The sequence below is a fragment of the Nocardia albiluteola genome, assembly GCF_018860155.1.
Classification (GTDB): Bacteria; Actinomycetota; Actinomycetes; order Mycobacteriales; family Mycobacteriaceae; genus Nocardia; species Nocardia albiluteola.
This window is the reverse complement of record NZ_JAHKNI010000017.1, coordinates 39,654-66,456: the sequence shown is the minus strand read 5'-3', so window position 1 is coordinate 66,456 and position 26,803 is coordinate 39,654. Positions and strand designations below refer to the sequence as shown.

General features: G+C 69.9%; 27 protein-coding genes. 11 read left to right on the top strand and 16 right to left on the bottom strand.

Annotated features, from left to right (window positions below; translation table 11 throughout):
• Position 1: 1 nt before the first annotated feature.
• Genes KO481_RS35990 through KO481_RS35980 form a run of 3 tightly spaced genes read right to left on the bottom strand, consistent with a single transcriptional unit; the run spans position 2 to position 3,561 of the window.
• Positions 2-610, bottom strand: coding sequence for a bifunctional 4-hydroxy-2-oxoglutarate aldolase/2-dehydro-3-deoxy-phosphogluconate aldolase (locus KO481_RS35990; protein WP_215923068.1), 609 nt, complete (start codon positions 608-610; stop codon positions 2-4).
• Between the two features lie 8 nt (positions 611-618).
• The gene (locus tag KO481_RS35985; protein ID WP_215922993.1) at positions 619-2,229 is read right to left on the bottom strand and encodes an N-acyl-D-amino-acid deacylase family protein; all 1,611 of its coding nucleotides are present in this window, start codon (positions 2,227-2,229) and stop codon (positions 619-621) included.
• Between the two features lie 15 nt (positions 2,230-2,244).
• Positions 2,245-3,561: an alanine racemase gene (locus tag KO481_RS35980; RefSeq protein WP_372452172.1), complete on the bottom strand. Its 1,317-nt coding sequence runs from the start codon at positions 3,559-3,561 to the stop codon at positions 2,245-2,247.
• A gap of 100 nt (positions 3,562-3,661) precedes the next feature.
• On the opposite strand from KO481_RS35980, the gene KO481_RS35975 reads away from it, so the two are divergent.
• From KO481_RS35975 to KO481_RS35965, 3 genes are read left to right on the top strand one after another with little or no spacing between them, the layout of a single operon-like run.
• On the top strand, positions 3,662-4,732 hold the full coding sequence (locus KO481_RS35975) for a sugar kinase (RefSeq protein WP_215922992.1): 1,071 nt from the start codon (positions 3,662-3,664) through the stop codon (positions 4,730-4,732).
• The gene (locus KO481_RS35970; RefSeq protein WP_215922991.1) at positions 4,729-5,517 is read left to right on the top strand and encodes an IclR family transcriptional regulator; all 789 of its coding nucleotides are present in this window, start codon (positions 4,729-4,731) and stop codon (positions 5,515-5,517) included. The genes KO481_RS35975 and KO481_RS35970 overlap by 4 nt, the downstream gene beginning before the upstream one ends.
• Complete coding sequence (locus KO481_RS35965; protein ID WP_215922990.1) at positions 5,514-5,921, top strand: RidA family protein; 408 nt, start codon at positions 5,514-5,516, stop codon at positions 5,919-5,921. Before KO481_RS35970 ends, KO481_RS35965 begins: the two co-directional genes overlap by 4 nt.
• A gap of 54 nt (positions 5,922-5,975) precedes the next feature.
• Here KO481_RS35965 and KO481_RS35960 read toward each other — a convergent pair whose 3' ends face one another.
• The 7 genes from KO481_RS35960 to pheS form a co-directional block, all read right to left on the bottom strand.
• The gene (locus KO481_RS35960; protein ID WP_215922989.1) at positions 5,976-7,016 is read right to left on the bottom strand and encodes a hypothetical protein; all 1,041 of its coding nucleotides are present in this window, start codon (positions 7,014-7,016) and stop codon (positions 5,976-5,978) included.
• 8 nt (positions 7,017-7,024) lie between these two features.
• Positions 7,025-7,540 carry a hypothetical protein gene (locus KO481_RS35955; protein WP_215922988.1) on the bottom strand — a complete coding sequence of 172 codons (516 nt, stop codon included), beginning with the start codon at positions 7,538-7,540 and terminating at the stop codon, positions 7,025-7,027.
• Positions 7,541-7,618: 78 nt separating this feature from the next.
• Complete coding sequence (locus KO481_RS35950) at positions 7,619-8,416, bottom strand: alpha/beta hydrolase (RefSeq protein ID WP_215922987.1); 798 nt, start codon at positions 8,414-8,416, stop codon at positions 7,619-7,621.
• A gap of 22 nt (positions 8,417-8,438) precedes the next feature.
• On the bottom strand, positions 8,439-9,215 hold the full coding sequence (locus KO481_RS35945; protein ID WP_215922986.1) for a L,D-transpeptidase family protein: 777 nt from the start codon (positions 9,213-9,215) through the stop codon (positions 8,439-8,441).
• A gap of 223 nt (positions 9,216-9,438) precedes the next feature.
• Positions 9,439-9,780 (bottom strand): EthD family reductase, encoded by a 342-nt coding sequence (locus KO481_RS35940; RefSeq protein WP_215922985.1) that lies wholly within the window; start codon positions 9,778-9,780, stop codon positions 9,439-9,441.
• Positions 9,781-9,891: 111 nt separating this feature from the next.
• Entirely contained in the window at positions 9,892-12,393 is a 2,502-nt protein-coding gene (gene pheT / locus KO481_RS35935; protein ID WP_215922984.1) for a phenylalanine--tRNA ligase subunit beta, read from the bottom strand.
• Positions 12,394-12,438: 45 nt separating this feature from the next.
• Entirely contained in the window at positions 12,439-13,509 is a 1,071-nt protein-coding gene (gene pheS, locus KO481_RS35930) for a phenylalanine--tRNA ligase subunit alpha (RefSeq protein ID WP_215922983.1), read from the bottom strand.
• A 162-nt stretch (positions 13,510-13,671) separates the two neighbouring features.
• On the opposite strand from pheS, the gene KO481_RS35925 reads away from it, so the two are divergent.
• Positions 13,672-13,980, top strand: a complete 309-nt coding sequence (locus KO481_RS35925) for a DUF7677 family protein (protein WP_308166907.1) — start codon at positions 13,672-13,674, stop codon at positions 13,978-13,980.
• A gap of 87 nt (positions 13,981-14,067) precedes the next feature.
• A complete protein-coding gene (locus KO481_RS35920) occupies positions 14,068-16,707 on the top strand; it encodes an ATP-dependent RNA helicase (protein WP_215922982.1) in 2,640 nt (879 codons plus the stop codon).
• Positions 16,708-16,723: 16 nt separating this feature from the next.
• Here KO481_RS35920 and KO481_RS35915 read toward each other — a convergent pair whose 3' ends face one another.
• Positions 16,724-17,287: a TetR/AcrR family transcriptional regulator gene (locus KO481_RS35915; protein ID WP_215922981.1), complete on the bottom strand. Its 564-nt coding sequence runs from the start codon at positions 17,285-17,287 to the stop codon at positions 16,724-16,726.
• Positions 17,288-17,398: 111 nt separating this feature from the next.
• Here KO481_RS35915 and KO481_RS35910 point away from each other — a divergent pair, with 111 nt between their 5' ends.
• Positions 17,399-18,274, top strand: a complete 876-nt coding sequence (locus tag KO481_RS35910; RefSeq protein ID WP_215922980.1) for an SDR family oxidoreductase — start codon at positions 17,399-17,401, stop codon at positions 18,272-18,274.
• Positions 18,275-18,332: 58 nt separating this feature from the next.
• On the opposite strand, the gene KO481_RS35905 is transcribed toward KO481_RS35910, so the two are convergent.
• The gene (locus tag KO481_RS35905; RefSeq protein WP_215922979.1) at positions 18,333-19,760 is read right to left on the bottom strand and encodes a DHA2 family efflux MFS transporter permease subunit; all 1,428 of its coding nucleotides are present in this window, start codon (positions 19,758-19,760) and stop codon (positions 18,333-18,335) included.
• Positions 19,761-19,895: 135 nt separating this feature from the next.
• Between KO481_RS35905 and KO481_RS35900 the strand changes: the two genes are divergently transcribed.
• Positions 19,896-20,462 (top strand): TetR/AcrR family transcriptional regulator, encoded by a 567-nt coding sequence (locus KO481_RS35900; RefSeq protein ID WP_215922978.1) that lies wholly within the window; start codon positions 19,896-19,898, stop codon positions 20,460-20,462.
• A 147-nt stretch (positions 20,463-20,609) separates the two neighbouring features.
• Positions 20,610-22,043 carry a purine-cytosine permease family protein gene (locus KO481_RS35895; RefSeq protein ID WP_215922977.1) on the top strand — a complete coding sequence of 478 codons (1,434 nt, stop codon included), beginning with the start codon at positions 20,610-20,612 and terminating at the stop codon, positions 22,041-22,043.
• A gap of 62 nt (positions 22,044-22,105) precedes the next feature.
• On the opposite strand, the gene KO481_RS35890 is transcribed toward KO481_RS35895, so the two are convergent.
• The 4 genes from KO481_RS35890 to infC all read right to left on the bottom strand — a co-directional run bounded on the left by KO481_RS35890 (position 22,106) and on the right by infC (position 24,371).
• Positions 22,106-22,903, bottom strand: a complete 798-nt coding sequence (locus tag KO481_RS35890) for a TrmH family RNA methyltransferase (protein WP_215922976.1) — start codon at positions 22,901-22,903, stop codon at positions 22,106-22,108.
• A 38-nt stretch (positions 22,904-22,941) separates the two neighbouring features.
• Positions 22,942-23,322, bottom strand: a complete 381-nt coding sequence (gene rplT / locus KO481_RS35885) for a 50S ribosomal protein L20 (RefSeq protein WP_025348785.1) — start codon at positions 23,320-23,322, stop codon at positions 22,942-22,944.
• Between the two features lie 86 nt (positions 23,323-23,408).
• Positions 23,409-23,603, bottom strand: a complete 195-nt coding sequence (gene rpmI, locus KO481_RS35880) for a 50S ribosomal protein L35 (RefSeq protein ID WP_215922975.1) — start codon at positions 23,601-23,603, stop codon at positions 23,409-23,411.
• 69 nt (positions 23,604-23,672) lie between these two features.
• Entirely contained in the window at positions 23,673-24,371 is a 699-nt protein-coding gene (infC, locus tag KO481_RS35875; RefSeq protein WP_215923065.1) for a translation initiation factor IF-3, read from the bottom strand.
• A 310-nt stretch (positions 24,372-24,681) separates the two neighbouring features.
• Between infC and KO481_RS35870 the strand changes: the two genes are divergently transcribed.
• The 3 genes from KO481_RS35870 (at position 24,682) to KO481_RS35860 (ending at position 26,793) form a co-directional block, all read left to right on the top strand.
• Positions 24,682-25,029, top strand: a complete 348-nt coding sequence (locus tag KO481_RS35870; RefSeq protein WP_215922974.1) for a DUF1844 domain-containing protein — start codon at positions 24,682-24,684, stop codon at positions 25,027-25,029.
• A gap of 166 nt (positions 25,030-25,195) precedes the next feature.
• Positions 25,196-25,489, top strand: a complete 294-nt coding sequence (locus KO481_RS35865; RefSeq protein ID WP_215922973.1) for a hypothetical protein — start codon at positions 25,196-25,198, stop codon at positions 25,487-25,489.
• Positions 25,486-26,793: a hypothetical protein gene (locus KO481_RS35860; protein WP_215922972.1), complete on the top strand. Its 1,308-nt coding sequence runs from the start codon at positions 25,486-25,488 to the stop codon at positions 26,791-26,793. The genes KO481_RS35865 and KO481_RS35860 overlap by 4 nt, the downstream gene beginning before the upstream one ends.
• Positions 26,794-26,803: the final 10 nt, after the last annotated feature.

Below are 26,803 nucleotides of genomic sequence, written 5' to 3'. Positions count from 1 at the left end.
CTCACTTCATGGATCGAACGAAAGATGCCGCGCGCGAGGCGATGTCGGACCATCGGCCCGCCGCGACATCGGTGGGTGCGACGACGTCGGTGCCGGCCGTGACCGCCACCGCGCCGTGGGCGAGAAACTCCGCGGCATTACCCGCGTTGACGCCGCCGGACGGGATCAGTTCCGCGTCCGGGAAGGGTCCGCGCAGATCCTTCAGGTAGCCGGGCCCCAGCGCGCGGGCCGGGAAGATCTTCACCGCCGCCGCGCCCATGTCCAGGGCGGCCATCACCTCGCTCGGGGTGAAAGCGCCCATCACGACCGGAATGTCGTGCCGCGCGGCCGCATGGGCCACGTCGGGCCGCAGTCCCGGGGTGACCAGGAACCGGGCGCCGCTGCCGATGGCCTGTTCGGCCTGCTCCGCGGTCAGCACCGTGCCCGCGCCGACCACCGCCTGCTCGGCGGCCGCCGCCGCGGCCAGGGCGTCGAGAATGCCGGGCGTGGTGAAGGTCAGTTCCACCGCGCGGATTCCGGCGCCGGCCAGCGCCTCGGCCAGTGCCTTCGCATCGGGTATCCGCGGTGCGCGCACGACGGTGAGCACCCGGTCGGCGCGGATGACATCCATGGCGGTGGTCAACGTGTCTCCTTCAGAGTCGGGTCCATACGCAGCGCGCGACCGGCCAGCGCGCCGGTGGGCTTGCCGGCGTCGATCGCGAACTCGCCGTTGACGATCACGTACTCGATACCGCGGGCCTGCTGTTTGGGATTGTCGAAAGTGGCAGTGTCGCGGACGGTTTCGGGGTCGAAGAGCACCAGATCCGCGGCGTAGCCGGGCCGGATCAGGCCGCGCTCGCGCAGCCGCAGCCGCCCGGCCGGGCTGCCGGTCAGGTGGTGTACGCACTCCTCGAGCCCGAGCACGCCCAGCTCGCGCACGTAGTGCCCGAGGTAGCGCGGGAACGTGCCCCAGGCCCGCGGATGCGGCCGCTCCCCGACCAGCAGCGCGTCGCTGCCGCCCATGTGGCGCGGGTGCCGCATGATGGCGCGCACGTTCTCCTCGTGGCCCACGTGCTGCAGGATCGTGGTGGCCAGTTCGTCGCGGCGCAGCAGATCGAAGAAGACGTCCACGGGCGCAACGCCTTCCGCCGCGGCGATCGCGGCGATCGTGCGCCCGGCGTACCGATCCAGTCCGGCATGGGCGACACCGCTGATCTGAATGGTCTCCCAGTCGACTGTCACCCCGTGGCACCCGTCCGAGCCGCTGACCGTCACGTCGGCGACGATGCGCTCCCGCTCGCCGGGATCGTCCAGGCGCGCCAGCACCGCATCCGGCCCGCCCGAGGACGCCCAGCTGGGCAGCAACGCCGAGAGGGTCGTCGAGCCGGGCAGATACGGGTACGTGTCCAGGGTGATGTCGCAGCCCTCGGCGAGCGCGGCGTCGATCATCGCGAGCAGTTCCGGTGCGCGCCCGCGGTTCTCGGCGAAGTTCATCGTCGCGTGCGTGAGATGTACCGCGCAGCCGGTGTCGTGGGCCAGGCCGATCATCTCGGCATAGGCGTCCAGCGCGCCCGCGCCGTACGAGCGGTGATGCGGGGCATAGAATCCGCCCGCCGCCGCGACCACCCGGCACAGCGCCGCCAGTTCCGAAGTGCCGGCGTACATTCCGGGCGTGTAGGTCAGGCCGCTGGACATGCCGACCGCGCCCTGCGCCAGCCCCTGCGCGAGCAGCTCGGCCATCCGGTCGATCTCCGCGGCGGTCGCCGGGCGCTTGTCCGGGCCGACGACGAGCAACCGCAGCGTGCCCTGCGGCACCAGGTAGGCGGCGTTCGGCGTGATGCCCGCGTCCAGCCGGTCCAGGTATTCCCCGACGGTGCGCCAGGAGAGGTCCAGATCCACGGGATTGCCGTTCCACCCGGCGATCTGGCGGCGCAGCACTGCCAGGGCAGCCTCGTCGACGGGCGCGTAGGACAGCCCGTCCTGGCCGATCACCTCGGTGGTGACGCCCTGGCTGACCTTCGGGAAGTGCCCCGGATCGGTGAGCAGGTGCAGATCGGAGTGGGCGTGCATATCGATGAAACCCGGTGCCAGCACCAGAGATTCGCTTTCGATGACGCGCTCGACCCCGGCGACGGTGCCGGGCCCGGCGATCTCGGTGATCCGGCCGCCGACCACCGAGACGTCGCCCCGGAAGCGGGGGGACCCCGTCCCGTCGACGATGTCGACGCCACGAATCAGCAAGCTGCCCATCTTCGTTCGCTCCCGCTAGAAGAAGGTGTGCAGCAAGTCGATCACGCGCGGACGGTCGGCGCCGGCGTCGTCGACGACCGGGATCAGCCGCCACTTGTCGAAGGCCGTGCACGGATGCGACAGGCCCAGCCGCACCACGCTGCCGACGGGCACCTCGCCGCCCTCGGGCAGGCGCAGGAAGGCGTGCTGATCGTTGAGCGCGGACACCAGCGCCGCGTTCGGCATCCCTTCCTGCCCCCGGCCCGTCGAAAGCCGTTGCGGTACCGGCAGCCCCTCATCGAACGGCAGGTCCCGCTTTCCGGCGTCCAGCAGCGCCAGCCCCGGCTCCGGCCGGGACACCGTGCGCGCCCACCCGTGCATGGCCGAGCGCAGCGGGTGCTCGGTGCGCGAGGTGGCCAGCGGCGAAATGCCGGAGTAGAAGCCGTCGTCGTGGATGATGTACGCGCCCGACCGCAGCACCACGGTCGTGGCGGGACCGTGCTCGCCGCGCTCGTCGGCCAGGCCGGCCAGGCGCTCCACGACCAGATCCTGGTAGGCGCTGCCGCCTGCGGTCACGATCGCGGGGCGTTCGTACCCGGCGGCGAGTTCGCGGTGCAGGCGGGCCAGATCGTCGACGTAGTCGCGCACGGTGGTGACCGCGTCCGGGCGGCGGTCGTGCGCCAAGGCGGCCTCGTAGCCGCCGACGCCGGCCAGTTCGAGCCGCGCCGAACTCCGCACCGCCGCCGCGACGGCCAGGGCCTCCTCGACGCCACGGGCACCGGTGCGCCCGCCGGTGCCGCCCAGTTCGATCAGCACCGGCACGCGCACGCCCGCGGGGGCTCCGGTCAGGTGGCCGTCCATGGCCTCCACCGTCGCGACGCTGTCGACCCAGCTGTAGAACTCGAAACCGGGATCGCGATCGAGTTCGGCTGCGAGCCAGGCCAATCCGACGGGGTCGACCAGGGCGTTGGCGAGCACGATGCGGGCGACACCGAACGACCGCGCCACCTGCACCTGCCAGCCCGTGGCCAGGGTGATCCCCCAGGCGCCGGCCGCGAGCTGTTCGCCCCACAGCTGAGGGGACATCGTGGTCTTGCCGTGTGGCGCCAGCCGGACCCCCGCGCCGGCCGCCCACTCCGCCATCACCGCGATATTCGCATCCACCGCGGCGCGATCGATGGTCAGCACCGGGGTCTCGAGATCGTCCAGATGAGGTGCGGTGGCGAGGAATTCGCGCGCGGACAAACCCCAGGCCGCGGGCGGCAGCGATTTGTGCTCGGGCCCGAGCACCCGGTCGTGCAGGGCCGCCACCTTCGCCGAGTCGATGGTCTGCAGGTCGCCGTCGATCGCCACGACACTCCTTCCCTCGTAGGCTGAACGTCATACGGTCCAGCTATTGCACAATCTGCAACGCATATTGCACATCGTGTTTTCCGTGGTTATTCTGCACGTGATGACCGATAGTCGCAAGCATCCGAAGGAGACGGCTGTGATCTGGCCTACGCCGCCCCGCATACGGGCGATCACCGTGGGCGAGGGGCTCGCCGTGCTGGTCGCGCGGCCGGGCCCGCTCGAGGACTCCCCCACCTTCGATCGCACCGCCGGTGGGGCGGAGCTGAACGTCGCGACCGCGCTGACCCAGCTCGGCATCGGCACCGCCTGGGTGTCGCGGGTCGGTGACGACGGATTCGGCCGCTACCTGGTTCGCCACCTGCGCGAGCGCGGGGTGGACACCTCCGCGGTGTACACAGACTCGGCCCGGCCGACCGGTCTCTACGTCAAGGAGCGCGGCGGCGGATCGTCGCATCCGGCCGATCTGGCCGCCGGGGCGAGCCGAATGCTCTACTACCGCACCGGATCCGCCGCCAGCGCCCTCTCACCCACGGACCTCGATGCCGGTAACGGGCTGCTGGAACAGTGTGAGCTCATCCACTTCACCGGCATCACCACCGCACTGTCCCCGTCGGCGACCGCGCTCACCGATGCGCTCACCGCCCTGCCGCGGCGCGAGCGGTTGATCAGCTTCGACCTGAATTACCGTCCGGCACTGTGGATCCGGCGCGAGGAGAACGCCGCGGATACGCTGGCACGCCAGCTGCGCGGTAGCGACGTGGCGTTCCTGGGTGCCGACGAGGCGCAGGAGGTGTTCGGCACCGGCGATCCGGAACGGCTGCGCGAGATGTTCCCGCAGCCACGGCATCTCGTGGTGAAGAACAGCGGGCATTCGGTCACCGGTTTCCTCGGTGCGCTGCGCCTCGAGGTGCCCGCGCTGCGCCTCGAGGTCACCGAGGCGATCGGCGCGGGCGACGCGTTCGCCGGTGGCTACCTGGCCGCGCTGCTGCAGGGACGTCCGCACGAACAGCTGCTGCGCTACGGCCATCTGTGCGCCGCGGCCGCGCTCACCGGCACCGGCGACGTGGCCGAGCTGCCCCCGCCCGCCGTGCTCGAATCCGCCGCCGCGGCAACCGCTTCGGGGTGGGCCGCGATGCGGTGGATTGCGGTGACATCCGAGGAGGCGTCATGAGTCAGAGCTTGCAACGCGCGTTGACGATCCTCATCGAACTCGGCGAGGACCCGAAGACCCTGGACCAGTTGGCCGCCCACCTGGGCGTGCACAAGTCGACGGTGCTGCGGCTGCTGCAGACCATGCAGGCCGACCGCTTCGTCACCCACGACGCGGCACACCGGTACACGCTCGGCTCGCGGCTGTTCGAGCTGGCCAACCACGCGCTCGAGCGCCGCGACGTGCGCACGCTGGGCCGCCCCCACCTGGAGGCGCTCAACGCCGACACCGGGCAGACCGTGCACCTGGCGACCTACGAATCGGGCGAGGCGATCTACATCGACAAGCTCGACGCCACCCAGAGCGTGCGCATGTACTCGCGGGTCGGGCGCCCGGCGCCGCTGCACTGCACGGCCGTGGGCAAGGTACTGGTCGCGGCGCATCCGCGCGAGCAATGGCGAGCGATCGCCGAGCGGCTGGATTACCACAAGTTCACCGAGCGCACGATCCGCACGCCGGAGCGGTACCTGGCCGAGCTGGAACTCGTTGCGGCCCAGGGCTTCGCCGAGGACCACGAGGAGCACGAGAGCTTCGTCAACTGCATCGGCGTCCCGGTGCGCGACGGCACCGGCGCGGTCGTGGCCGCGCTGTCGGTGTCGGTTCCGGATCTGCTGCTGGACCACGAGCAGGTGCTGGGCCTGCTGCCGCGCGTGCATGCCACGGCCGAGGCCATCTCGACCGAGCTGGGCTGGAGCCCGCGCCCCGCATCCCACTCGAAATCCCCACTCACGAAAGGCATTTCATGACCGATAAGACCGCCGTCCACACCACCGACGCCCCCGCCCCCGCGCACACGTTCTCCCAGGGCGTGCGCAAGGGTCCGTTCGTGCAGGTCTCCGGCCAGGGCCCGGTCGACCCGGCCACCAACGAGTACCTGTATCCGGGCGATGTGGCCGCGCAGACCACGCGCACCCTGCAGAACGTCAAGGCGATCGTGGACGCCTCGGGCGCGAGCTTCGACGATGTGGTGATGCTGCGCGTCTACCTCACCAAGCGCGAGGACTTCGCGACCATGAACGACGCGTACGGAAAGTTCGTCGAGGAGCACACCACCTGCGGCGTGCTTCCCTCGCGCACAACGGTTTTCACCGGCCTGCCCCGCGAGGAGATGCTCGTGGAGATCGACGCCGTCGCGATCGTCACGCAATAGAACGCCGGGCCCCGCGGCCCGGCCGGAAAACGGTGGGCCGCAGTCCTTTTCGTCTCAGGCCGTGGCAGCGCCCAGAATCTCCAGCACCGCGTCCGAGGTGTAGAACGGCTCCAGGCGTTCCCGAATCAGCTTGGCCAGCACGCCGTTACGCTTGGCGGCCTCGACGACCGCCGGGCCGTAGCGCAGGATCTCGGCCTGGATGTCCTCGGCGTCCAGGCCGAGTTCGGGCAGCAGCGCGGCCAGGGTGTGGTCACCGTACTTGGTGAAGAACACCTCGACGCATTCGTCCAGGAGCAGGCCGAAGTATTCCTTGTCCCGGGTGGTGATCGCGATCCGGTGCACGATCTGGGCAAGCTCGCGCAGGTCCTGCCGGGACAGGTAGTCGCGCAGGCCGCTCACGGGCTCACCCGCGTGCAGATCCCAGAATTCCATCGCCGCGCTGTGCACGGGCGCGTCCCGGAGCATTTCGCGGATGGCATTGTTGGTGCGCTTGAGCGCGTATTGCGCACCCTTGCCGGCCATTTCGCCGATGAAGGTGCCGTCGGCGGCCTTCTCGGCCGCCTTGCGCGCCGTCTTGGCCGCCGAGGCGCCGAAGGAGACCAGCGATCCCACGCCGGGAATCTTGGCGGCCATCTGCCGGTTCGACTCCATGAAGTCGTCGATCAGCTTGTCCACGAATTTCGACGCGACGGTCGCGACCAGCGGGCTCTCGGTCAGGCGCTCGAAGATCCGCTCCTGGGCCTGGTGCATGCCGAAGATCTTCTCCAGCAGCGCCTCCACCGGTTCGCGCTCCACGACGTCACCGAGCGTGTAATCCTCGTTGCGGGCGATGTTGTCGTAGATCGCATCGGCGAACACACCCACCGAATCCGCGATCACCGGACTGCCGCCGATCCGGTCGACCACGGTGCGCACGGTCTGCCGGGCATCCTCGACGCCGACGATGTCGCGGAAGATCATGGTGTCCGCGACGCCGATCACGGCCTCCACATCGCGCGCGATCACCTCGGCGAACCGGTCGCCGCTCACCTCCGCCAGCAGGAAGTCCACTTGCGCATCGAGCAGGCGCTCGGCGATTTCGCGCGGCTGGGCCATTCGTTCCCCTAGTTCGTCTCTCCTGGACCGCCCGTCTGGTCGGAGTCGTTGCGGTGCATCGACTTCCGGATCTCGTCCAGGCGTTCCCGCGCGGCCTTCTGCCGCGCCTGCCACTGTTCCTGCGCGCCGCGGCCCACCGGTGTCTGCGCCGAGAGCTCGCCCATTCCCTGCGCGGTACCGAAGCGCCGCTCGACCTTATCGCGAACTGACTCGAAAGTAGGGACACCGGAATCCGAGTAGCCGGTGCCCGGGAACCCGGTCGGCGTCAGGACGGCTCCGGTGACCGGACCCGGCTGGTCGAACGGGGTCACCGCGCGACCGCCCGCGACCTCGGCGGCCGGGCTCGTGTCCGACGTCACATCGGACTCCGGGCCCGCATGGCCGGTCCGGGCGGACAACTCCACCGCCACCAGATGCAGCGGTTCCAGGCCGGGCCGCCCCGTGGTCGCCGCCGTCACGACGCTCAGCAGATCCTCGTCCGGCAGCACGGCGAGAATGGCCGCCAGATCCGTCAGTTCGGACATGTATCCCAGGCTACGCAGAATCACCCGCCCCGGGCCGGACGCGCCGGGTGCGCGAACCTGCCATTGGGCCTCGCGGATCTACTCCGGGACCGCCGAGGCATCATCGAGCACCGAGGACACCCACTCCGCCACCGTCGGCGCCCAGCTCGGGATCAGGATCAGATCGTTGTGACACCCACCCGGATAGATGTGCAGCCGCTTGGGTTCCGGTGCGGCCTCGTACAATTCGCGCGCCATGCGGACCGGCAGCAGTTCGTCGTTGTCGCCGTGCATGATCAGCACCGGGCTGCGCATCGACCGGATCCGGCGCAGATTCGGAAATGCATCGGGCACAAAGGGTCTCGGCAGATAGGGGTAGACCACCCCGGCCGCGTCGCGCAGGCCGGTGAAGGTGGACATGAGGATCAGCGCGGCGGGCGGGTAGCGTGTGGCCAGCTCCGTCATCACCCCACCGCCCAGCGATTTGCCCAGGTAAACAACCCGATTCGGATCGACCCCGGGTTGTGCGAGCAGCGTCTCGCGCGCGGCGTGCGCATCGAGGTAGACCCCGCGCTCACTGGGGCGCCCGCCGCTGCGCCCGAAGCCGCGGTAGTCGAAGACCAGCACGTCGAATCCGACGGCGGCCAGCAGCGCGAGCACCGGCGAGCGATCCCCGATATTGCCCGCATTGCCGTGCGCGAACAGGACGTGGCCCAGCGGGGATCCGGCGGGACGGGCATTCGCCGCACGCACGAACCACCCGTTGATCCGCGTGCCGTCGGCGGCCGTGAAATACAGGTCCTCGTAGTCGACCCCGAACCCCGCCGGCGTCACGGTGATCTGCCGCTCCGGCATGAACGTGAGCGCATTCAGGATCGGCGTCGCCGGGTGTCGCATACGAGTCATTGTCCAGGCCGCGCTAGTGGTACGCGATGGTGATGTTCGGATGCTGCGCCGGATCCAGCCATTTCAGCAGGGCGACCACCGAGGCGCGCGGCGTCTCGACGCATCCCTCCGACGGAATACCCGCGTCCACGTGCACGAAGAAGGCCGAGCCCGCCCCGGGCCGGACGGGCGCGGTGTTGTAGCCGATCACGATCGCATAGTCGTAACTGGTGCCGGCCTGGCCCAGGTTCTCGCCGTCGCGCTCGTCGAACGGGCAGGTACCCGGGGCGCAGTGCTGATAGGTGTTGTACTGCGAACTCTTCGGATCGCTCACCCACCAGTCGCTGGTGCCGATCTGCCGGTAGAGCAGCCTCGTACCCGGATTCGGCTCCCGCCCGAACGCCGAGGGCAGCCCGAACGTGCCCACCGGTGTGCGGTTCATCCCCTCGTGCGTCGGCCCCACCCCGGCGGTCCCGACCCGGATGGACACCGGCCCGACGGCGCTGGTCCAGCCGCCGCCCGAGCGCTGCCAGCCCTGCAGGGTCCCGGTGGTGCTGCCCGGCCCCGACACCAGCACGGTCAGCAGTTGATCGGTGCCCGGCGGCGGCACGGGCACCCCGGCGGGCAGCCCGGCCCCCGCACTTCCCGGGCCGAAGTCGACCGGTCGCGCGGTCACGGAATGTGCCGGTGCGACCGTGGTCGTAGGCACGGCACTTGCGGATCGGGTCTGCTGCTGTCCGCATCCGGCCGCCACCAGCAGCACCGCCGCGCAGACGGCCACGCGGTGCACGAGATTCCAGGACACACTCACCCGGCCGAGCTTAACCGCACGGCGTTGCGCGCCTCGTACCCAACAGATATGTCCGTGTCGGCATGTCCGTCTCCGCGCGGACCGGCGAGCCCGCCGGCCGGGGCGGATCGCGCGGCACATCCGCCCAGGCACATCCCCTCCGGGCGCGCTCCATCCGTGATCGGGCAGTCGCTCCCCACCGCCCATGCAGCGCACGGTATCTCGGCGGGCCGTCCGACGCGGCTTACACGTCGGCGAGATCCAGGATCATGCTGTGGATCCCGGCGTAGCGGGTCAGATTCGCAACGTCGGCGCCGGTCGCCTGCCCGGCCTCCGACGCGAGGGCCGCATCCAGGGCCGCGCGATCATCCCAATCGAGTGCGGCGACCATGTAGCACGAGTCGCCGTGCACCGCCGTGGGAGCATGGCTCCGGGTGTATCGACGCAGGCCCGGGAGCTGGTTCGCCAGCGGTATGTGCACCTCGCGGTAGTGCCGTTCGAATGCCTCGGCGTCCGAGGGCGTATCCCACAGGATGAGCAGGCGCGCCTTCGGAGCGGCGGCGGTGGGCTGGGCTGATGTTGTCAATGCTCGGCTCCTCGCTATCGGCCCGGTGACGCTCACCGGGCTCATCGACTTCGACGCACCGAACCCGGCCGAATCGACACGGCCGGCGGCCGAATCGATTCCGCCGACCGACTATCCGCGCAACACCGCTCCCACCGACGCGGATGCCGCCGCCACCGCAGCGTCGCGCGCCGCACTCGCCTCGTCCTCGGTCAGCGTCCGATCCGTGGCACGGAAGCGCAGCGCATAGGTGAGCGAGGTGCGCCCCTCGCCCGCCTGCGCGCCCTCGTACACATCGAACAGCGCGATGTCCTCCAGCAGCTCACCGGCGCCGGAGCGCAGCGCGGATTCGACCGCGGCGGCGGGCACCGCACGCTCGACGCTCACCGAGACGTCCTGCAGCACCGCCGGGAACGGGGAAACCGTTGGCACGGGCCGGGATTCGCGCAGCGGCAGGGCGTCCAGGTCCAGCTCCACCGCACAGGTGCGCGGCGGCAGGCCAGCCCGCTCCAGCACCGCGGGATGCAGCTCGCCCGCATGCCCGACCACGACGCCCTCGACGAGGAGTTCGGCGCAGCGCCCCGGATGGAACGGCAGATAGGCCGCCGCCCGGCGCTCGATGGTCACCCCGGCGGCCTCGGCGACCGCGTCGGCCAGGGCGAAGGCGTCGGCGGCCTCCGCGGCCCGGCCGGGCCCCCACGGGCCGCGCGGCTCGCGGCGCCCGGTCAGCACGGCGGCGACGTGCACCGGCTGCGTGGGCAGCGAGTCGATCAGCTCCGCGATCTGCGCGTCGCTGGGCCGCCGGTCCACCGGCAGCGCGTCGACCGGACGGGTGTTGGGCCCCGGCAGCACGACCTGGCCGATGCCGTAGATCGACAGGTCCCGCTCGCCGCGGGAGATGTTGCGGGCGGCCACCTCCAGCAGACCCGGCAGCAGCGTCGTGGCCAGCTCGGCCCGCTCGACGTCCAACGGGTTCAGCACGCGCATGGTGGCCCGGCGCGGATCGCCGGCGGGCAGGCCCCAGGTGTCGAACGCCCCGGCCTGCAGGAAGATCGGCGCGGGCACCTCGACGCAGCCGGAGAACGCCAGCGCCCGGCTGACCGCGCGGCGGCGGCGCTGGGTGGCGGTGAGCCCGCGGCCGGCGGGGGCGGTCGGCAGCACCGACGGAATCTGCTCGAGACCCTCGAGGCGCAGCACCTCCTCCACCAGATCGGCGGGCTGGGCCAGATCGGGCCGCCAGCTCGGCGGGGTCACCACCAGCTGGCCGTGCCCGGACTCGCTGACATCGACGTCGACCGCGCAGCCGATCTGGGCCAGACGCCGCGCCGCGGTCCCGGTCGGGTAGCTCACTCCGGCGGTGCGGTCGGGCAGATCCAGATCCATGTGGATCGGCGCGGCCGGATCGACCGGCAGGCGCACGTCGGTCAGCGCGGGTTCGATTGTGCCGCCGGTGATCTCGGCCAGCAGCGAGGCGGCGCGATCGAGTGCGGCGACGTTCACCTCGGGGTCGACCACGCGCTCGTAGCGCTTGCCGGCCTCCGAGCTCAGCTTGTGGCGGCGGCCGGTGCGGTAGACCGCGAGGGGATTCCAGGTCGCGGCCTCGAGCAGGATATCGGTCGAGTCCGAACTCACCTCGGTGGTGGCGCCGCCCATGACACCCGCCAGCGAGATCACGCCCGAATCGTCGGCGATGACGGTGTCCTCGCCGTCCAGCACCCGCTCGGACTCGTCCAGGGTGCGCAGCGTCTCGCCGGTGTTGGCCTTGCGAACCACCAACGGCCCGTTGACCTTCGAGGCGTCGAACGCGTGCAGCGGCTGCCCGAGCTCGAGCATCACGTAGTTGGTGACATCGACCGCGGGCGAGATCGGGCGGACCCCGGCCAGCAGCAGCCGGCGCTGCAGCCACCACGGGCTCATCGCCGTGGGGTCGATGCCGGTCACCCGGCGCGCCGCGAAACGCGTGCAGCCGGAGTCGGATTCGACCTTGATCGGCCACGCCTCGGCCTCGTCGTCGGGCAGCGTCCGGGCGGCCGGGTCGGCGTACTCCAGATCGAAACCGCAGGCGAGCTCGCGCGCCAGCCCGCGCACCGAGAAGCAGTAGCCGCGGTCGGGGGTGATGTTGAGCTCGACGATCGTATCGTCCAGGCCCAGTAGCTCGTTCGCGTCCGCGCCGGGTTCGGCGGTACCCGGCTCGAGCACCAGGATGCCCGAATGGTCCTTGCCGATACCGAGTTCGGCGACCGAGCAGATCATGCCGTTCGAGGTGTGCCCATAGGTCTTGCGCGAGCTGATCTCGAAGCCGCCCGGCAGCACACCGCCCGGGAGCACCACCACGACCAGGTCACCGACGGCGAAATTGCGGGCGCCGCAGACGATCTCCTGCAGATCCGGGTTCCCGACGTCGACCTTGCAGAACCGGATCGGCTTCTTGAACTCGGTCAGTTCGGTGATCTCCGCGACGCGGCCGACGACGAGCGGATGCTCGATCGCGCCGGTGATGCGCTCGAGCTTGTCGAGCTCCTCGACCTCCAGGCCGACCCGGACGAAGCCCGCGTCGAGCTCCTCCGGCGTCACCGACCAGCCGGGGGTGGTGCGCTGCAGGATTTCGGTCAGCCAGGACTGCGCTACTCGCACTGGACGTTTCGCTTTCTCGTGTGCCCGGTGTTGCGGGGGCCGGTGTCAGGACTGGATGCCGAAGGGCAGGGTGAATCGCACGTCGCCCTCGACGATGTCGCGCATATCGGAAATACCGTTGCGGAACTGCAGGGTGCGCTCGAGACCCATACCGAAGGCGAAGCCGCTGTACACCTCGGGGTCGATCCCGCTGGCGATCAGCACCTTCGGGTTGACCATGCCGCAGCCGCCCCACTCCACCCAGCCGGCCCCGCCCTTCTTGTCCGGGAACCACACGTCCACCTCGGCCGAGGGCTCGGTGAACGGGAAGTAGTTGGGCCGCATGCGGGTTCGCGTGTCGGGGCCGAACAGCGCCCGGGCGAAGGCGTCCAGGGTGCCGCGCAGGTGCGCCATCGTCAGGCCCTTGTCCACCGCCAGGCCCTCCACCTGAGAGAACACCGGGGTGTGCGTGGCGTCGAGCTCGTCGGTGCGGAAGGTACGCCCCGGGCACACCACATAGATCGGCAGCTCGCGCGAGAGCATCGAGCGCACCTGCACCGGCGAGGTGTGAGTGCGCAGCACCTGCCGCGAGCCCTCCGGCGCGAGGTGGAAGGTGTCCTGCATGGTGCGCGCCGGATGGTCGGGCAGGAAGTTCAGCGCGTCGAAGTTGAAGTGCTCGGTCTCGACCTCGGGCCCCTCGGCGACCTCCCAGCCCATCCCGACGAACACGTCGGCCACGCGCTCGGAGATCGCGGTGATCGGGTGCCGGGCGCCGACCGCGGCGCGCCGGGCGGGCAGCGTCACATCGATGGCCTCGGCGACCAGCACGGCGGCGTCGCGCTCGGCGAGCAGCTCGGCCCGGCGGGCCTCGAAGGCCGCGCTGACCCGGGAACGCGCCACGTTGACGCGCTTGCCGGCCTCGGACTTCTCCTCCTTGGGCAGGCTGCCCAGCGAGCGCTGCGCCAGCGAGATCGGCGACTTACCGCCCATGTACTCGGTCTTCGCGGCCGCGAGCGCATCGAGGTCCGCGGCCGCGGCAAAAGCCTTCTCCGCCGCCTCGGCCGCCGCGCTCAGCGACTCTTCGCTGAGCGCCGCCTGCTGTGCCGGGTCCTTGTCGGCTGCGTTGTCCTGCGCCACGATGGTTCGTCTCTCCCCTGCGTCCGGGTCTGTCCTCGTACCTCTTGCTGACATTGTCGCTGGTGGAATCGTAGGCGATGCGCCCGCCCCGGCTCACGCCCGTTTATCTCGCCGAGATCTCACATGCACGACCGACATCGATCCGCGCGATACAGTCCGCCGGTGACTGCTCGGATAGGCGCCGGCGCGTCTGGGGCGATCAGGCGATTCGCCGGATGGGTCGCCCGGGGCTCCGTCGGCCACCCCATGCTCACCGGTGTCGACTACTGGGACGAGCTGCGCGATTCGCCGTCGCAGATGGAGACGTGTTTCGCAATCTTCGCCAACGTCCTGGAGCTCGACGACGCGGGCGAGCCGGTCAACGAGAAGTATGCCGAGCGCCGCGCGGCGGCCTGGTTGTACCGGTACTGCACCGGCGAACTCCCGCCGGGCGAGCCGGAACTGGAAACCTGGGAGGTCGAGCTCTACTGACCGATCGACGGGCGGGTCGCCGGCGGAGATCCGTACCGTGCCGACCGACTTCCGTGCGCAGAGGGCCGCCCGGCAGACTGGTCGGCGATGGAACTGCCCGAACTTCCCGATCTGCCGGTGCGGGGTGCGCTCGACCGGATCGTCGCGACACTGCGCGAGCGGCACACCGCGGTGCTGGTCGCGCCGCCGGGCACGGGCAAGACGACCCTGGTGCCGCTGGCGCTCGCAGCCTCGATGACCGGGCGGGTGGTCGTGGCCGAGCCGCGGCGGCTGGCCGCTCGGGCGGCGGCCGCGCGCATGGCCGCACTGCTGGGTGAGCCGGTGGGCCGGACCGTTGGCTATTCGGTGCGCGGGGATCGACGGGTGAGCGCGGGCACCCGGATCGAGGTCGTCACCTCCGGGCTGCTGGTACGCCGGTTGCAGGGCGATCCCGAACTGGCCGGGGTCGACGCGGTGATCCTCGACGAGTGCCACGAACGGCATCTCGACGCCGACCTGCTGCTGGCGCTGCTCCTAGACGCCCGCGCCGGGCTGCTGCCGGAACTCCGGGTGCTGGCCACCTCCGCGACCGTCGCCGCCGACCGGCTCGCGACGCTGCTGGGCGAGGACGACCGCGCGCCCGTCCTCGAGGTGCACGCGCGGACCTACCCGGTGCCGATCTCGTACCTTCCCCCGCTCCCCCGCGAACGCATCGAGGCTCAGGTGGCCCGCGCGGTGCGGGCCGCACTCGCCGAAACATCCGGCGACGTCCTGACATTCCTCCCCGGCGCCGCCGAAATCCGGCGCACCGCACAGCAACTCGCCGATCTGCACGACGTGGACGTGGTGCCGCTGCACGGCCGACTGTCCGCCGGAGGGCAGGACGACGCACTGCGTCGGGGCCCCCGGCGACGGGTGGTGCTGTCGACCGCGGTGGCCGAATCCAGCCTGACCGTGCCGGGAGTGCGTGCCGTAGTGGACTCCGGACTCTCTCGCGTGCCGCGCATCGACCGCGGCCGCGGACTGTCCGGCCTTGCCACGGTTCGCGTTTCGGCGGCGGTCGCCGAACAGCGCGCCGGACGCGCCGGGCGCGAGGCCCCCGGCCACGCCTGGCGATGCTGGCCCGAGCACGAACATTCCACTCTGCCCGCCTACCCGGAGCCGGAGATCCGCACGGCCGACCTGACCCGTCTCGCCCTCGAGCTCGCCTGCTGGGGCACCCCGGACGGCACCGCCCTGGCCTGGTGGGATGCGCCGCCGTCCGGCGGCCTGGCCGCGGGCCGAGATGTCTTGCGCGCCTTGGAGGCTGTGGACGACGACGGCACAGTCACCCAACACGGGCAACGGCTCGCGCGGGTGGGCCTGCACCCCCGCCTCGCACGAGCGTTGCTGGACGGTGCGGCCGAGGTGGGCGCCCGTACTGCGGCCGAGGTCGTCACCATGCTCGACGACGACACCCTCACCTCGGCAGTCGATCTCGCATCCGGCCTGCGCACGCTGCGCCGGGAACGACCCGCCCGCTGGGTCCGCGAGGTCGAGCGGCTCACCCGACTCGCCGAGCAAGCGGCCGACGGCCCCCGGGGCGCGCCGGCAACGGACGTCGGGCCGTCGACCGGGCGCGATCGGCGCACCGAGGCTCACTCCACGCAGAACAGTCCTCGCACCCGGAGTCCGGGCAGCGAAGACGCGGGGTCGGGTCGAGCATCGCGCGGCGCGACCAGCGATAAAGGCGGCGCGACGGAGGGTACCCGAGACGACCGCTGTTCCGGCACCGACGACCCCGCTTTCGTTGTCGCACTGGCACATCCGGAACGACTGGCACGACGCCGCGCCGCGGGCTCGTCGAGCTATCTCATGGCTGGGGGCACCGCGGTCACGCTGCCGCCAGGCTCGGGCCTGGGCGACGCCGAGTGGCTCGCCGTCGCCGTGGCGACCCGGGATCCCGGCCGCTCCGACGGGCTCGTCCGACTGGCCGCGGTGGCCGACGAACGACTGGCCCGCGATGCCGCGCCCAACCTCCTGACCACTGCCGACGAGGTGGACTGGGTCGACGGCGACGTGGTGGCCCGCCGAACGGAACGACTCGGCTCGATCGTGCTGTCGGAAAGACCGATTCGCGAACCGGATCCTCGATTGGTCCGCGCGGCCGTGTATTCCGGCCTGCGTTCATCGGGTCTCGGTGTACTGCACTGGAATCCGGACGCACGCTCCCTGCGCGACCGCCTCAACTTCCTGCACCGCACCCTCGGCGCGCCCTGGCCCGCGGTCGACGACGAGGCCCTGCTCGCCGACACCGACGCCTGGCTGGGCCCGGACCTCGCCACCGCACGCCGCCGCGCGGACCTCGAACGCATCGACGCCGGACACGCACTGCGCCGCCTGCTGCCCTGGCCCGCGGCCGCGCGGCTGGACGAGCTTGCGCCCGAACGCCTTTCGGTACCCTCCGGCAGCGCTCCCCGGCTCGACTACTCCGCCGAACAACCGGTGCTCGCGGTGAAGGTTCAGGAGATCTTCGGCTGGGCCGACGCACCCCGCCTGGCCGACGGCCGCGTCCCGATCCTGCTGCACCTGCTCTCCCCGGCCCAGCGCCCCGTCGCGGTCACCGCCGATCTGGCCTCCTTCTGGCGCACGGGCTGGTCGCAGGTCCGCGCGGACCTGCGAGGCCGCTATCCCAAGCACTCCTGGCCCGAGGATCCCACGACGGTCCCGGCCCACCGCGGCGCCGCCCGCAACGCGAACCGGCACTGAGCCGGCGAAGGCGCGCCTACCCGGCCGTGACGGTCTTGACCTCGGCCATCGCCGCACAGGCGGATTCCACGAGCGTGCCGCCCCGATCGGCCGATACCCACCGCGTGAATCCGATCTTGAATGCCGCGATGCCCACCTCGGCGGCCAGGCTCGCGGCCGGTTCGGGAACCCCACGGGCGCGCAGCGCCTCGGCGCTGGTCTCCGCGAGCGCGGCGAGCTTGATCAGCTCGCGCTCGCGCAGTGCGGCGTTCGCGTCGATCACCGATTGCCGCTGCCGCGAAAAATCCCGATCCTGCCCGATCATCTCGCACACGGCGATCAGGGCCGACTCCATCACGTCGATGGGCGCGGCCGAATCGGGCGCCTCGGCAATGGCTTTCGCCGTCAGCTCGTGCAGGAGATCCTGCCCGCCGAACAGCACCTCGCGCTTGTCAGAGAAGTGGCGGAAGAACGTGCGCTCGGTCAACCCGGCCCGCTCGGCGATGTCCGCGACGGTGGTCTGATCGAAACCGCGCTCGAGGTACAGCTCCATCGCCGCATCCCGGAGGCGGCCTCGTCCGTTCGGTTCCCATCGAGCCATGGCCCCATTCTAACGGTGATGTCACCCACTGAATTCACTTGATGACAGCGACTGCCATCACTGCTACAGTGATGTCATCCACTGACATAAGCAAGCAGAGAGGCTGTTCTCATGCGCATTTTCGTCACCGGCGCCTCCGGCTGGGTCGGCTCCGCCGTCGTTCCCGAACTGATCAGCGCAGGTCACGATGTTGTCGGACTGGTGCGATCGGATGCCGCCGCCGCACGCTTGGCCGCCACCGGCGCGCGGGTGCGCCGGGGAGACCTGCACGATCTCGACGGCCTGCGCGCGGGCGCCGAGGATTCCGACGGCGTCATCCACCTGGCCTTCATCCACGATTTCTCGAACTTCGAGGAGAACCAGCGCATCGATCGCGCGGTCGTCGACGCGTTCGGAGATGTGCTCGCCGGCTCGGACCGGCCGCTGGTCATCGCCTCCGGGCTGGTCCCGCACAACATCGGCGAGCCCGGAATCGACACGGGCGACATGATCCGCCCGGCCACCGCGGCGGCCACCATCCGCCTCGCCGACCGCGGCGTCCGCTCGGTCGTGATGGGCCTGCCGACGACGGTGCACGGCGAGGGCGATCACGGCTTCGTCCACGCCCTCGTCGAGGCCGCCAGGGCGACCGGCATCTCCGGCTACATCAGCGACGGCACGCACACCTGGCCCGCGGTGCACCGCTCGGATGCCGCGCGGGCGTTCCGGCTCGCGATCGAAAAGTCCTCCGCCGGAACGGTTCTGCACGCGATGGCCGAATCCGGCGTGCCGACCCGCGAGATCGCCGAGGCCATCGGCAAGGGACTCGACCTGCCGGTGCGGTCGATCTCCCGCGAGGACGCGCTGGCTCACTTCGGCTGGGTCGGCACCTTCTTCGGTATGAGCGTCACCGGCGACAGCGGCTCCCTGCGGGACCAGCTGGGCTGGCAGCCGACCGGCCCGACCCTGCACGAGGATCTGGCCGCGCCCTACTACTTCAAGGACTGACCTGCGCTGATTTGGCCGAGTAATGCGTTGCGGCACAGTCCATCTGCATCGCATTCGGTCAGCTCGCCGGGACGATCCGGCGGGGAAGCAGCAATGCAACGACCACACCGATCGCCACCACCACAGCGCCCAGCCAGACCGCGGGCACCAACCCGTCGACGTAACCCTGCGGGCTCAGGTACGACCCGCGCGAGGCGAACACCGAGGACAGCACCGCCACGCCCATCGCCACACCCACCTCGCGGACGGTGTTGTTGGTGCCCGACGCCATCGCGCGATCCTCGGGCGCCGCGCTCGCCATCACCACCGTGGCACCCGGCGCGAAGGTCAAACCCATGCCGATGCCGGCCAGCACGAACGGGCCGACGAACGCGACGAAGCCCGACCCGACCGTGGTGATCGCCGCCATCCAGCCCAGCGCCGCAGCCAGCAGCGCATAGCCGCCCACCAGCAGCGTGCGCGCACCGACTCGATCGACGACCAGCCCGGCAACCGGCGCCACCACCATCGGGACCATCGTCCACGGCAGGGTGCGGATACCCGACTGCAACGGGCTGAGGTGCTGCACCACCTGGAAGTACTGCGCCAGCAGGAAGATCGCGCCGAAGACGCCGATCGCGAAGGTGAACGACGTCACGTTCGTCACCGCGAACGCGCGCGATCGGAACAGCCGCAGCGGCAGCATTGGATCCGTCGTCCGCAGTTCCCACCCGATCATGACCGCGAGCAGCACGCCGCCGGTCACCAATGCGACCAGCACCCGCGCCGAGGTCCACCCGTCGCCCGAGCCGTGCACGACGCCCCACACCACGGCGAGCACACCACTCGCGGCGAGCACCAGCCCAACCGGGTCCAAACGCCTACTGCCGCTGCGTGATTCGCCAATCACCCGCGCGACGACCGGCAGCACCGCGATGCCGATCGGCACGTTCAGCCAGAAGATCCACTGCCAGCTCAACCCGTCGACGACCGCGCCGCCGACGACCGGACCGACCGCGATTCCCAGCCCGGAGATGCCGCCCCAGATTCCGATCGCAACGCTGCGCTTGTTCTCCGGCACCGCGGCCGAGAGCAACGTCAGCGACAGCGGCATGACCGCCGCAGCACCGAAACCCTGGACGGCGCGTGCGGCGATGAGCATCCACGGCTCGGTCGCCAGCGCGCAGGCCGCGGACGCCGCGGTGAACAGCGCGATGCCGCCCATAAACATCCGCCGCCGCCCCAGCCGGTCGCCGAGCGCCGAGGCGGTCAGCAGGAGCGAGGCGAACGAGAGCGTGTAGGCGTTGACGAACCACTGCAGATCGGTCAGCGAGGCGCCGAGGGCGTGCTTGATGACCGGCAGCGCATTGGTCACGACGAGGTTGTCGAGCGTGACCATGAACATGGGGACACCCACCGCGACCAAGACGGCAGCGATGGACGCGCGGGGGCCGGAATCGGTCGGTGCGAGCCGCGCGGATCGCGCGGGGTCGAGGGTTGTGGCCATGAGTGAGTTCCTTTGTTGTTATCGACTGATAACTTGATGCCGACGACAGTATGCATCCACTGATAAGATGTCAAGAACTCCGGGATCCGGTCGCAACGACCCGAATTCCGGCAGATACGAGCAAGGAGGGCGACGATGACCTCGACCCGGATACGCTTGACCGCCGAGGAACGCAGCGAGCAGGTACTACGGGCCGCGGTCGGCGCGTTCGCCGAATCCGGTTACGCCGCAACGAAAACCGACGAGATCGCGCGCCGAGCCGGAGTATCCCAGCCGTACGTCATCCGGCTCTTCGGCTCCAAACAGCGCCTGTTCGTCGCCTCCACGAACCGCGCCTGCGACCGTATCGAGGAGATCTTCCGGCAGGCGGCCGCCCGGATTCCGGCCGACGCCGACCCCGCGGGCAAGCTGCGAACCCTCGGCGGGGCATACCAGACATTCCTGTCCGAACCCGAACTACCGCTGGTACTGCTGCACGGATTCTCCGCCAGCTCCGATCCCGCGATCGGCACCGAGGTCCGCGACCGATTCGGCGGGATCTACCGCCTGATCCGCGAGCTCACCGGTGCCACCCCGGACCAGGCACAGCATTTCCTGGCGACCGGCATGCTCATGACCGTCATGACCGCGATGCAGGTCGTGGGCCCGAACGCCGTGCCGACCCCCTGGGCCGACGAGATCGCCGCCTGCTTCTACGCCTGATCCACTCGCCGCCGATGGTTGACAACGACCTGTATATACAGGAATATACCTCTGGGTCGATCCAGTGACCCAGAGCACTATCGAACGCATGCTAGATCCCTCGCCGCACGTGATGTAGTTGCTCCCCCTCCTCACGGAAGGCACCGCATGTCAGCCACCGAGCAGTCCGGCACCGGCCGGGCCCTCGAACACCGCACCATCGAGGTCATCCCCGACGCGGAGAGACACGGCACGCCGTTCAATCAATTCACCCTGTGGTTCGGGGCGAACATGCAGATCACCGCGATCGTGGACGGCGCATTGGCGGTGGTCTTCGGCGCCGACGCGCTGTGGGGCATCGTCGGCCTGCTCATCGGCAACGTGCTGGGCGGCATCGTGATGGCGCTGCACTCCGCGCAGGGACCGCGGCTGGGTATGCCGCAAATGATCTCCAGCCGTGCACAATTCGGTGTGCTGGGCGCGGTGGTGCCGCTGGTGCTGGTGATCGTGATGTATCTCGGCTTCGCCGCGACCGGCAGCGTGCTCGCCGGTCAGGCCGTGGACAAGCTACTGCACATCCACACCCCCGCGGTCGGAATCATCGTCTTCGGCGCGCTCACCGCCGTCGTCGCGGTGACCGGCTATCGATTGATCCACGTCATCGGCCGGATAGCGACCGTCGCCGGCGCACTCGGGTTCACCTACCTGACCGTGCGCCTGTTCACCCAGCACGATGTCGGCCACTACGTGGGGACCAAGCCGTTCGACATCGCTACCTTCGTGCTGGCAATCTCGCTGGGCGCCGGCTGGCAGCTGACCTTCGGCCCGTATGTCGCCGACTACTCGCGGTACCTGCCACGTTCGACCAGCGCCCGCGCCACCTTCTGGGCGACTCTGGCCGGCAGCGTGCTCGGATCGCAATGGTCCATGACGCTCGGCGCGCTGGTGGCGGCCGTGGCCGGCAAAGCCTTCCTGGGCGACCAGGTCGGTTTCATCGGCAACCTCGCCGGACCGGCCGTACTCGGGATCCTGATCTACCTGGTGATCGTGGTCGGCAAGCTGACGGTGAACTGCCTCAACGCCTACGGCGGATTCATGTCGATCCTGACCTCGGTGACCGCGTTCACCGCCCGCTCGCGCACCACGCAGGCCGCGCGGACCGCGTACATCGTCGGCTTCATCGTCGTCTCGATGCTCATCGCCATCGCCGCCAGCTCCGACTTCCTCAGCAACTTCGAGAATTTCGTGCTCGTGCTGCTGATGGTGTTCATCCCGTGGAGCGCCATCAACCTGACCGACTACTACCTGATCTCGCGCGAGCGCTTCGACATCCCGGCGCTGTACGACCCGAACGGCCGCTACGGCCGCTGGAACATCGCGGCCCTGGCCTGCTACGTCATCGGCATCGTCGCGCAGATCCCGTTCACCGCGCAGACCCTCTACACCGGCCCAATCGCCAAAGCCCTTGGCGGCGCGGACATCTCCTGGATTGTCGGCATCGTCGTCACTGCGGCCCTCTACTACCCCCTCGCCCGCCGCACCGCCAATCCTCCGGCCCACATGATCTATCCCGAGGAGATCTCGGTCCCCACCGCGGGCTGAACCACGGTGACACCGCAGCCGGACGACGCCCGCGAATCTATCCCGCGCGGACCGTCGTCCGGTCAGCGGCGATGCTGGACGCGGGCGCTCGCGTAGAGGCAGATCGCCGCGGCGGCAGCCAGATTCAGGCTTTCCGCGCGGCCGTGGATGGGGATGCGGATGCGGTGGTCGGCGCGGGCGGCGACGGCGGGATCGAGGCCGTGGGCCTCGTTGCCGAACAGCCAGGCCACCGGGCCGGACAGGATGTCGTCGGCGGCGTCGAGATCGATCTCGCCGCGGGCGGTGGTGGCCAGGACAGTGATTCCGGCCTCGGTCAATGCCGCCAGGACGGAATCGATGTCGCGGTCGCGGGCGACGGGCACGTGGAAAAGGCTTCCAGCACAGGCGCGGACGCACTTGCCGTTATGGGGGTCGACCGAATCACCGGCCAGCACAACGCCGTTCGCGCCGACCGCATCGGCGACCCGGATCAGGGTGCCCGCATTGCCCGGATCGGCGATCTCGACGGGTACCGCGAGCATCGCTGGCTGCGGCGAAAGCAGCTGCGCCAGTGGCACATCGACCAGACGGCATACCGCGACCAACCCGGGCGGCGTGACCGTCTCCCCCAGCTGCTCGGCGGCCCGCTCGCTCACCAGCGTGGTGCGCACACCCGCGGCGGCGGCGCCCGCCACCAGCTCGTGCTCGCGTTCGGCGGCGCGGTTCGAATAGAGCAGCTCCTCGACGCGCTCGGTATCCAGCGCCGCGGCAACCGAATTCGCGCCCTCGGCCAGGAACAGCCCGGTCCGGCGGCGATGGGCGCCGCGATGCAGCTTGACAGCGGAAACGACCCGGGGATTGCGCTCGGAGAGCGCATCCACGGGTCGTTCCCGATGCTGAGTGTTCAACTGTCGCCGGATCAGGCGGCCGGGGCGTTGACATCCTCCGGCAGGGCGGCCTTCGCGACCGCGACCAGGCCGGCGAACGCCTCGGCGTCGGAGACGGCGAGCTCGGCCAGGATCTTGCGGTCCACCTCGACACCCGCGGCCTTCAGGCCCTGGATGAAGCGGTTGTAGGTGATGTCGTTCAGGCGGGCCGCCGCATTGATGCGGGCGATCCACAGCTTGCGGAAGTCACCCTTGCGCGCGCGGCGGTCGCGGTAGGCGTAGGTGAGCGAGTGCAGCTGCTGTTCCTTGGCCTTGCGGTACAGCCGCGAGCGCTGCCCGCGGTAGCCCTTGGAGGCCTCGAGAACGGAACGGCGCTTCTTCTGAGCGTTGACGGCCCTTTTGACGCGTGCCACTGGTCAGTCCTTGTTCGATAGTGGGGCGCTCGCAGCGCCCGAGGTGGTCGGGGATGCGTCCGAGGAACGGATCGCGGGGAGCCGGCTCAGATACCGAGCAGCTTCTTGACGCGACGGACATCGGCCTTCGCGACGACCTCCGTGCCATCCAGACGACGAGTCCGGCGTGTGGGCTTGTGCTCGAGCAGGTGGCGACGGTTCGCCTGCTGACGCAGCAGCTTGCCGCGACCAGTGACCTTGAATCGCTTCGAGGCGCCGCTGTGGCTCTTCATCTTCGGCATGGATTCCTCATATCTGTCTCATGCCACGGGCAGCGCTCAGCGCCGCCGGTGGCAACTTTCGTATCGGTTCTACTGTGGGTTGGCCGCTTCGGCCTCCGGCGCGGGAGCCGCAGGAGCTTCCTGGGCCTCCGGAGCGGCCGGCGGCGGCTGCGGGGTCGACTGCTGCGACACCGTCTGCTGCGCCTTCGCCCGCGTCTTCGCGCCCTTGTGCGGCGCGAGGACCATTGTCATGTTCCGGCCGTCCTGCTTGGCCGAAGTCTCCACGAAACCCAGATCGGCGACATCTGCGGCCAGGCGCTGCAGCAGCCGGAATCCGAGCTCGGGCCGCGACTGCTCGCGGCCACGGAACATGATCGTCACCTTGACCTTCGACCCGGCCTCGAGGAAGCGCATCACGTGACCGCGCTTGGTCGCGTAGTCGTGGTCGTCGATCTTCGGGCGGAGCTTCTGCTCCTTGATCACGGTCTGGACCTGGTTCTTCCGAGACTCGCGCGCCTTCTGCGCGGTCTCGTACTTGTACTTGCCGTAGTCCATGATCTTGCACACCGGCGGACGCGCGTCCGGTGCGACCTCGACCAGGTCGAGGTCTGCCTCCAGAGCGACGCGCAGTGCATCTTCAACACGCACGATCCCAACCTGCTCGCCGCCGGGTCCGATGAGGCGGACCTCGGGCACGCGGATGCGATCGTTGATGCGGGTCTCAGTGCTGATGGGGCCTCCTAGGTCAAGCGGTGTCGTCCAACGACCGCTGTAACTGCAACCCCATATCCAACACGAAAGCCCCGTTTCGGTATTTCAACCGCCACGGGGCCCGAGTGTCGACCGGCCTTCGATGCGCACACGCCACATCGACCTGTGCCGCATCGAGCAGCACACAAACCCATCGCTATACGATGGGCGACCGGACCGTTCAACCAGGCATTGCTGCCGGTAGACGGTGGGAGTCGGGCTCCACTTACTGCCCCGGACACGAGTCCGGGGCGGTCGTTGCCGTACAGCCTAACATCGCCACACCGCGGACTCCCAATCGGCGTCCCCCGCGACCTGCGACATCGGCGTCGATGGGATGCTACCGACCATGAGTGAATCCCCCCTCGACGAGCCGGACGTCCGCGAACTCGCCGATATTCCGGCCGTCGAGGTGATCAGCCGCGCCGCGGTCATGCTGATGAGCTCCGCCGCCGAGAAGCTCGGCCTCGCGGACCCCGATCCCGACACCAGCGCGCGCCGCGACCTGGACGAGGCGCGCCGCGTGATCACCGCGCTCGCCGGGCTCATCACCTCCTCGGTGGAGTACCTCGGCCCGCACGCCGGACCCCTGCGCGACGGCCTGCAGTCGTTGCAGCGCGCGTTCCGCGAGGCCTCCGCCCACCCCGACGAGCCGGGCAAGGGCCCGGGCGAGAAGTACACCGGCCCCGTGTACTGACGAACACGACCGCCCGCCATGCCGTTGTGACACAGGACAATCGGCCACAGTGACGACTATCACTCGGTCCGGTATGGTTTTCCGCGACGAAAGTGCCTGACAACCCTATGATTCGGGGTGCGCGCGCACGGGTAATCCCCGCGCCGACGCAAGGTTCAGGAGAGTCATGAGTGAGCGAGTGATGGGCACAGGGTATGGCGGGCACGACCACGCGCAGCGTCGGCGCCGCGGCGGCGTGAACGCGAAAGCCGAACTCGCACAGGAGTTGAACGGTCCCCTCGCCGCGTGCGACCAGCTGACAGATCAGGAAGCGGCGGATCTGCTGGCCCTGTTCCGTTCCGCGCAGCAGGCCGAGGCCGTCGCCCTCGCCACGGCCATCGACGACATGATCGACGTGCTGCCCCGCCCGTTCCGCACCGTTGCCAGGCGAATCATGTTCCGGGACATCGTTCACCGATGACCAATCTGGTAACCCGCGCACAGGTCATCCTGCTGGCGCGCACGCTGCAGGTGCCGCCGGAGCGGCTGGCCCATCTGGAACGACTCGGCGCCGTTGCGCTGCATGAGATTCAGGAGCGCATGGCGGGCATCATCTTCGAGCAGCACAAAGAGACCTTCAAGCGCATCAGCCGGCTCGTGCCGTTGATCCCGCTGAACGTGTCGATGCCGCTCGTGCAGCGCATCATCCCGCCCGCCATCACGGGGCGGGCGGCCGGCACCGTCGGCGTCGACCACCCGAAGAAGGCCGCGGAAACCATTGCGCTGCTGGGCACCTCGTACGCCGCGGACAGCGCCGCCTACATGGACCCCGCCACGCTCGGGCAGCTGGCCGATGTCGCCCCGGCCGCACCGCTCATCCGGATCGTGAACGAGATCCTGCGCCGCCACGACTATGTGACGCTCGCCCCGTTCCTGGCGCATGCGACGCCGAGCCTGATCGCAGCCTTGGAACAGGGCGCACGGGACGACGCCGGCCTGATCCACGCGGCCTCCTACGCCTACTCCGCCGAGAGCGTCGGTGCGATCATGCGCCAGTTGGTCAGCGGTCCCGCACAACGGATTCCGCGGATGGTGCGCACCGTCCTGGCCGGACCGCCGGATCTGCAACTAGCGGCGTTATCGGTCTTCGCCCGCTGTGAGCCCGAGGTGATCCGCACCATCGGAGATATCCTGTTCGCCGTCGGATCACCCCCGGCGATCGGTAATCTCATCACCGGCGCGATCCGCGTCGGCGCGGTCCCGGAGATGCTGGTGCTGGCCGGAAACCTGAGTCGGCAGTCGCTCGGGAAGATGGCCGCAAATCCGGCATTCGACAATTACGACACCATGGACGCGATAGTCGCGGCACTGCGCGGCCACTCCGAACCGAACTGCTGGCGAGGGTTTTTCGCGCTAGCCGCCCGCACCGGCACCGATGTGCAGCGGCGCACGGCACGCCTGCTGGCGGGGCTGCCGGACGCGATCGTGATCGACCTGCCCACGCGCGCCACCGAGGCCGATATGTGGCCGATGCTGTTGCAGCTCATCGCGGTTGCGGATCCGACCGTGCAGGACCGGTTCGGCACGGCCTGGGCGACGCTCTCGGCCGAGCGCCGCGCCGGGCTGCAATGGCACATCCACGAGCATCACCTCGACGCCAGACTTTCCGCGATCACCGAGGCCGCACCGACGATGTCGGTGGAGGAGGTCTTCTACCAGCGCCGCAAGAGCCGTCGCCACCTGGGCGCCGCCGACAGCCCGGCCGACAACTGGAATCCCTGGTAGGCCACGGCAT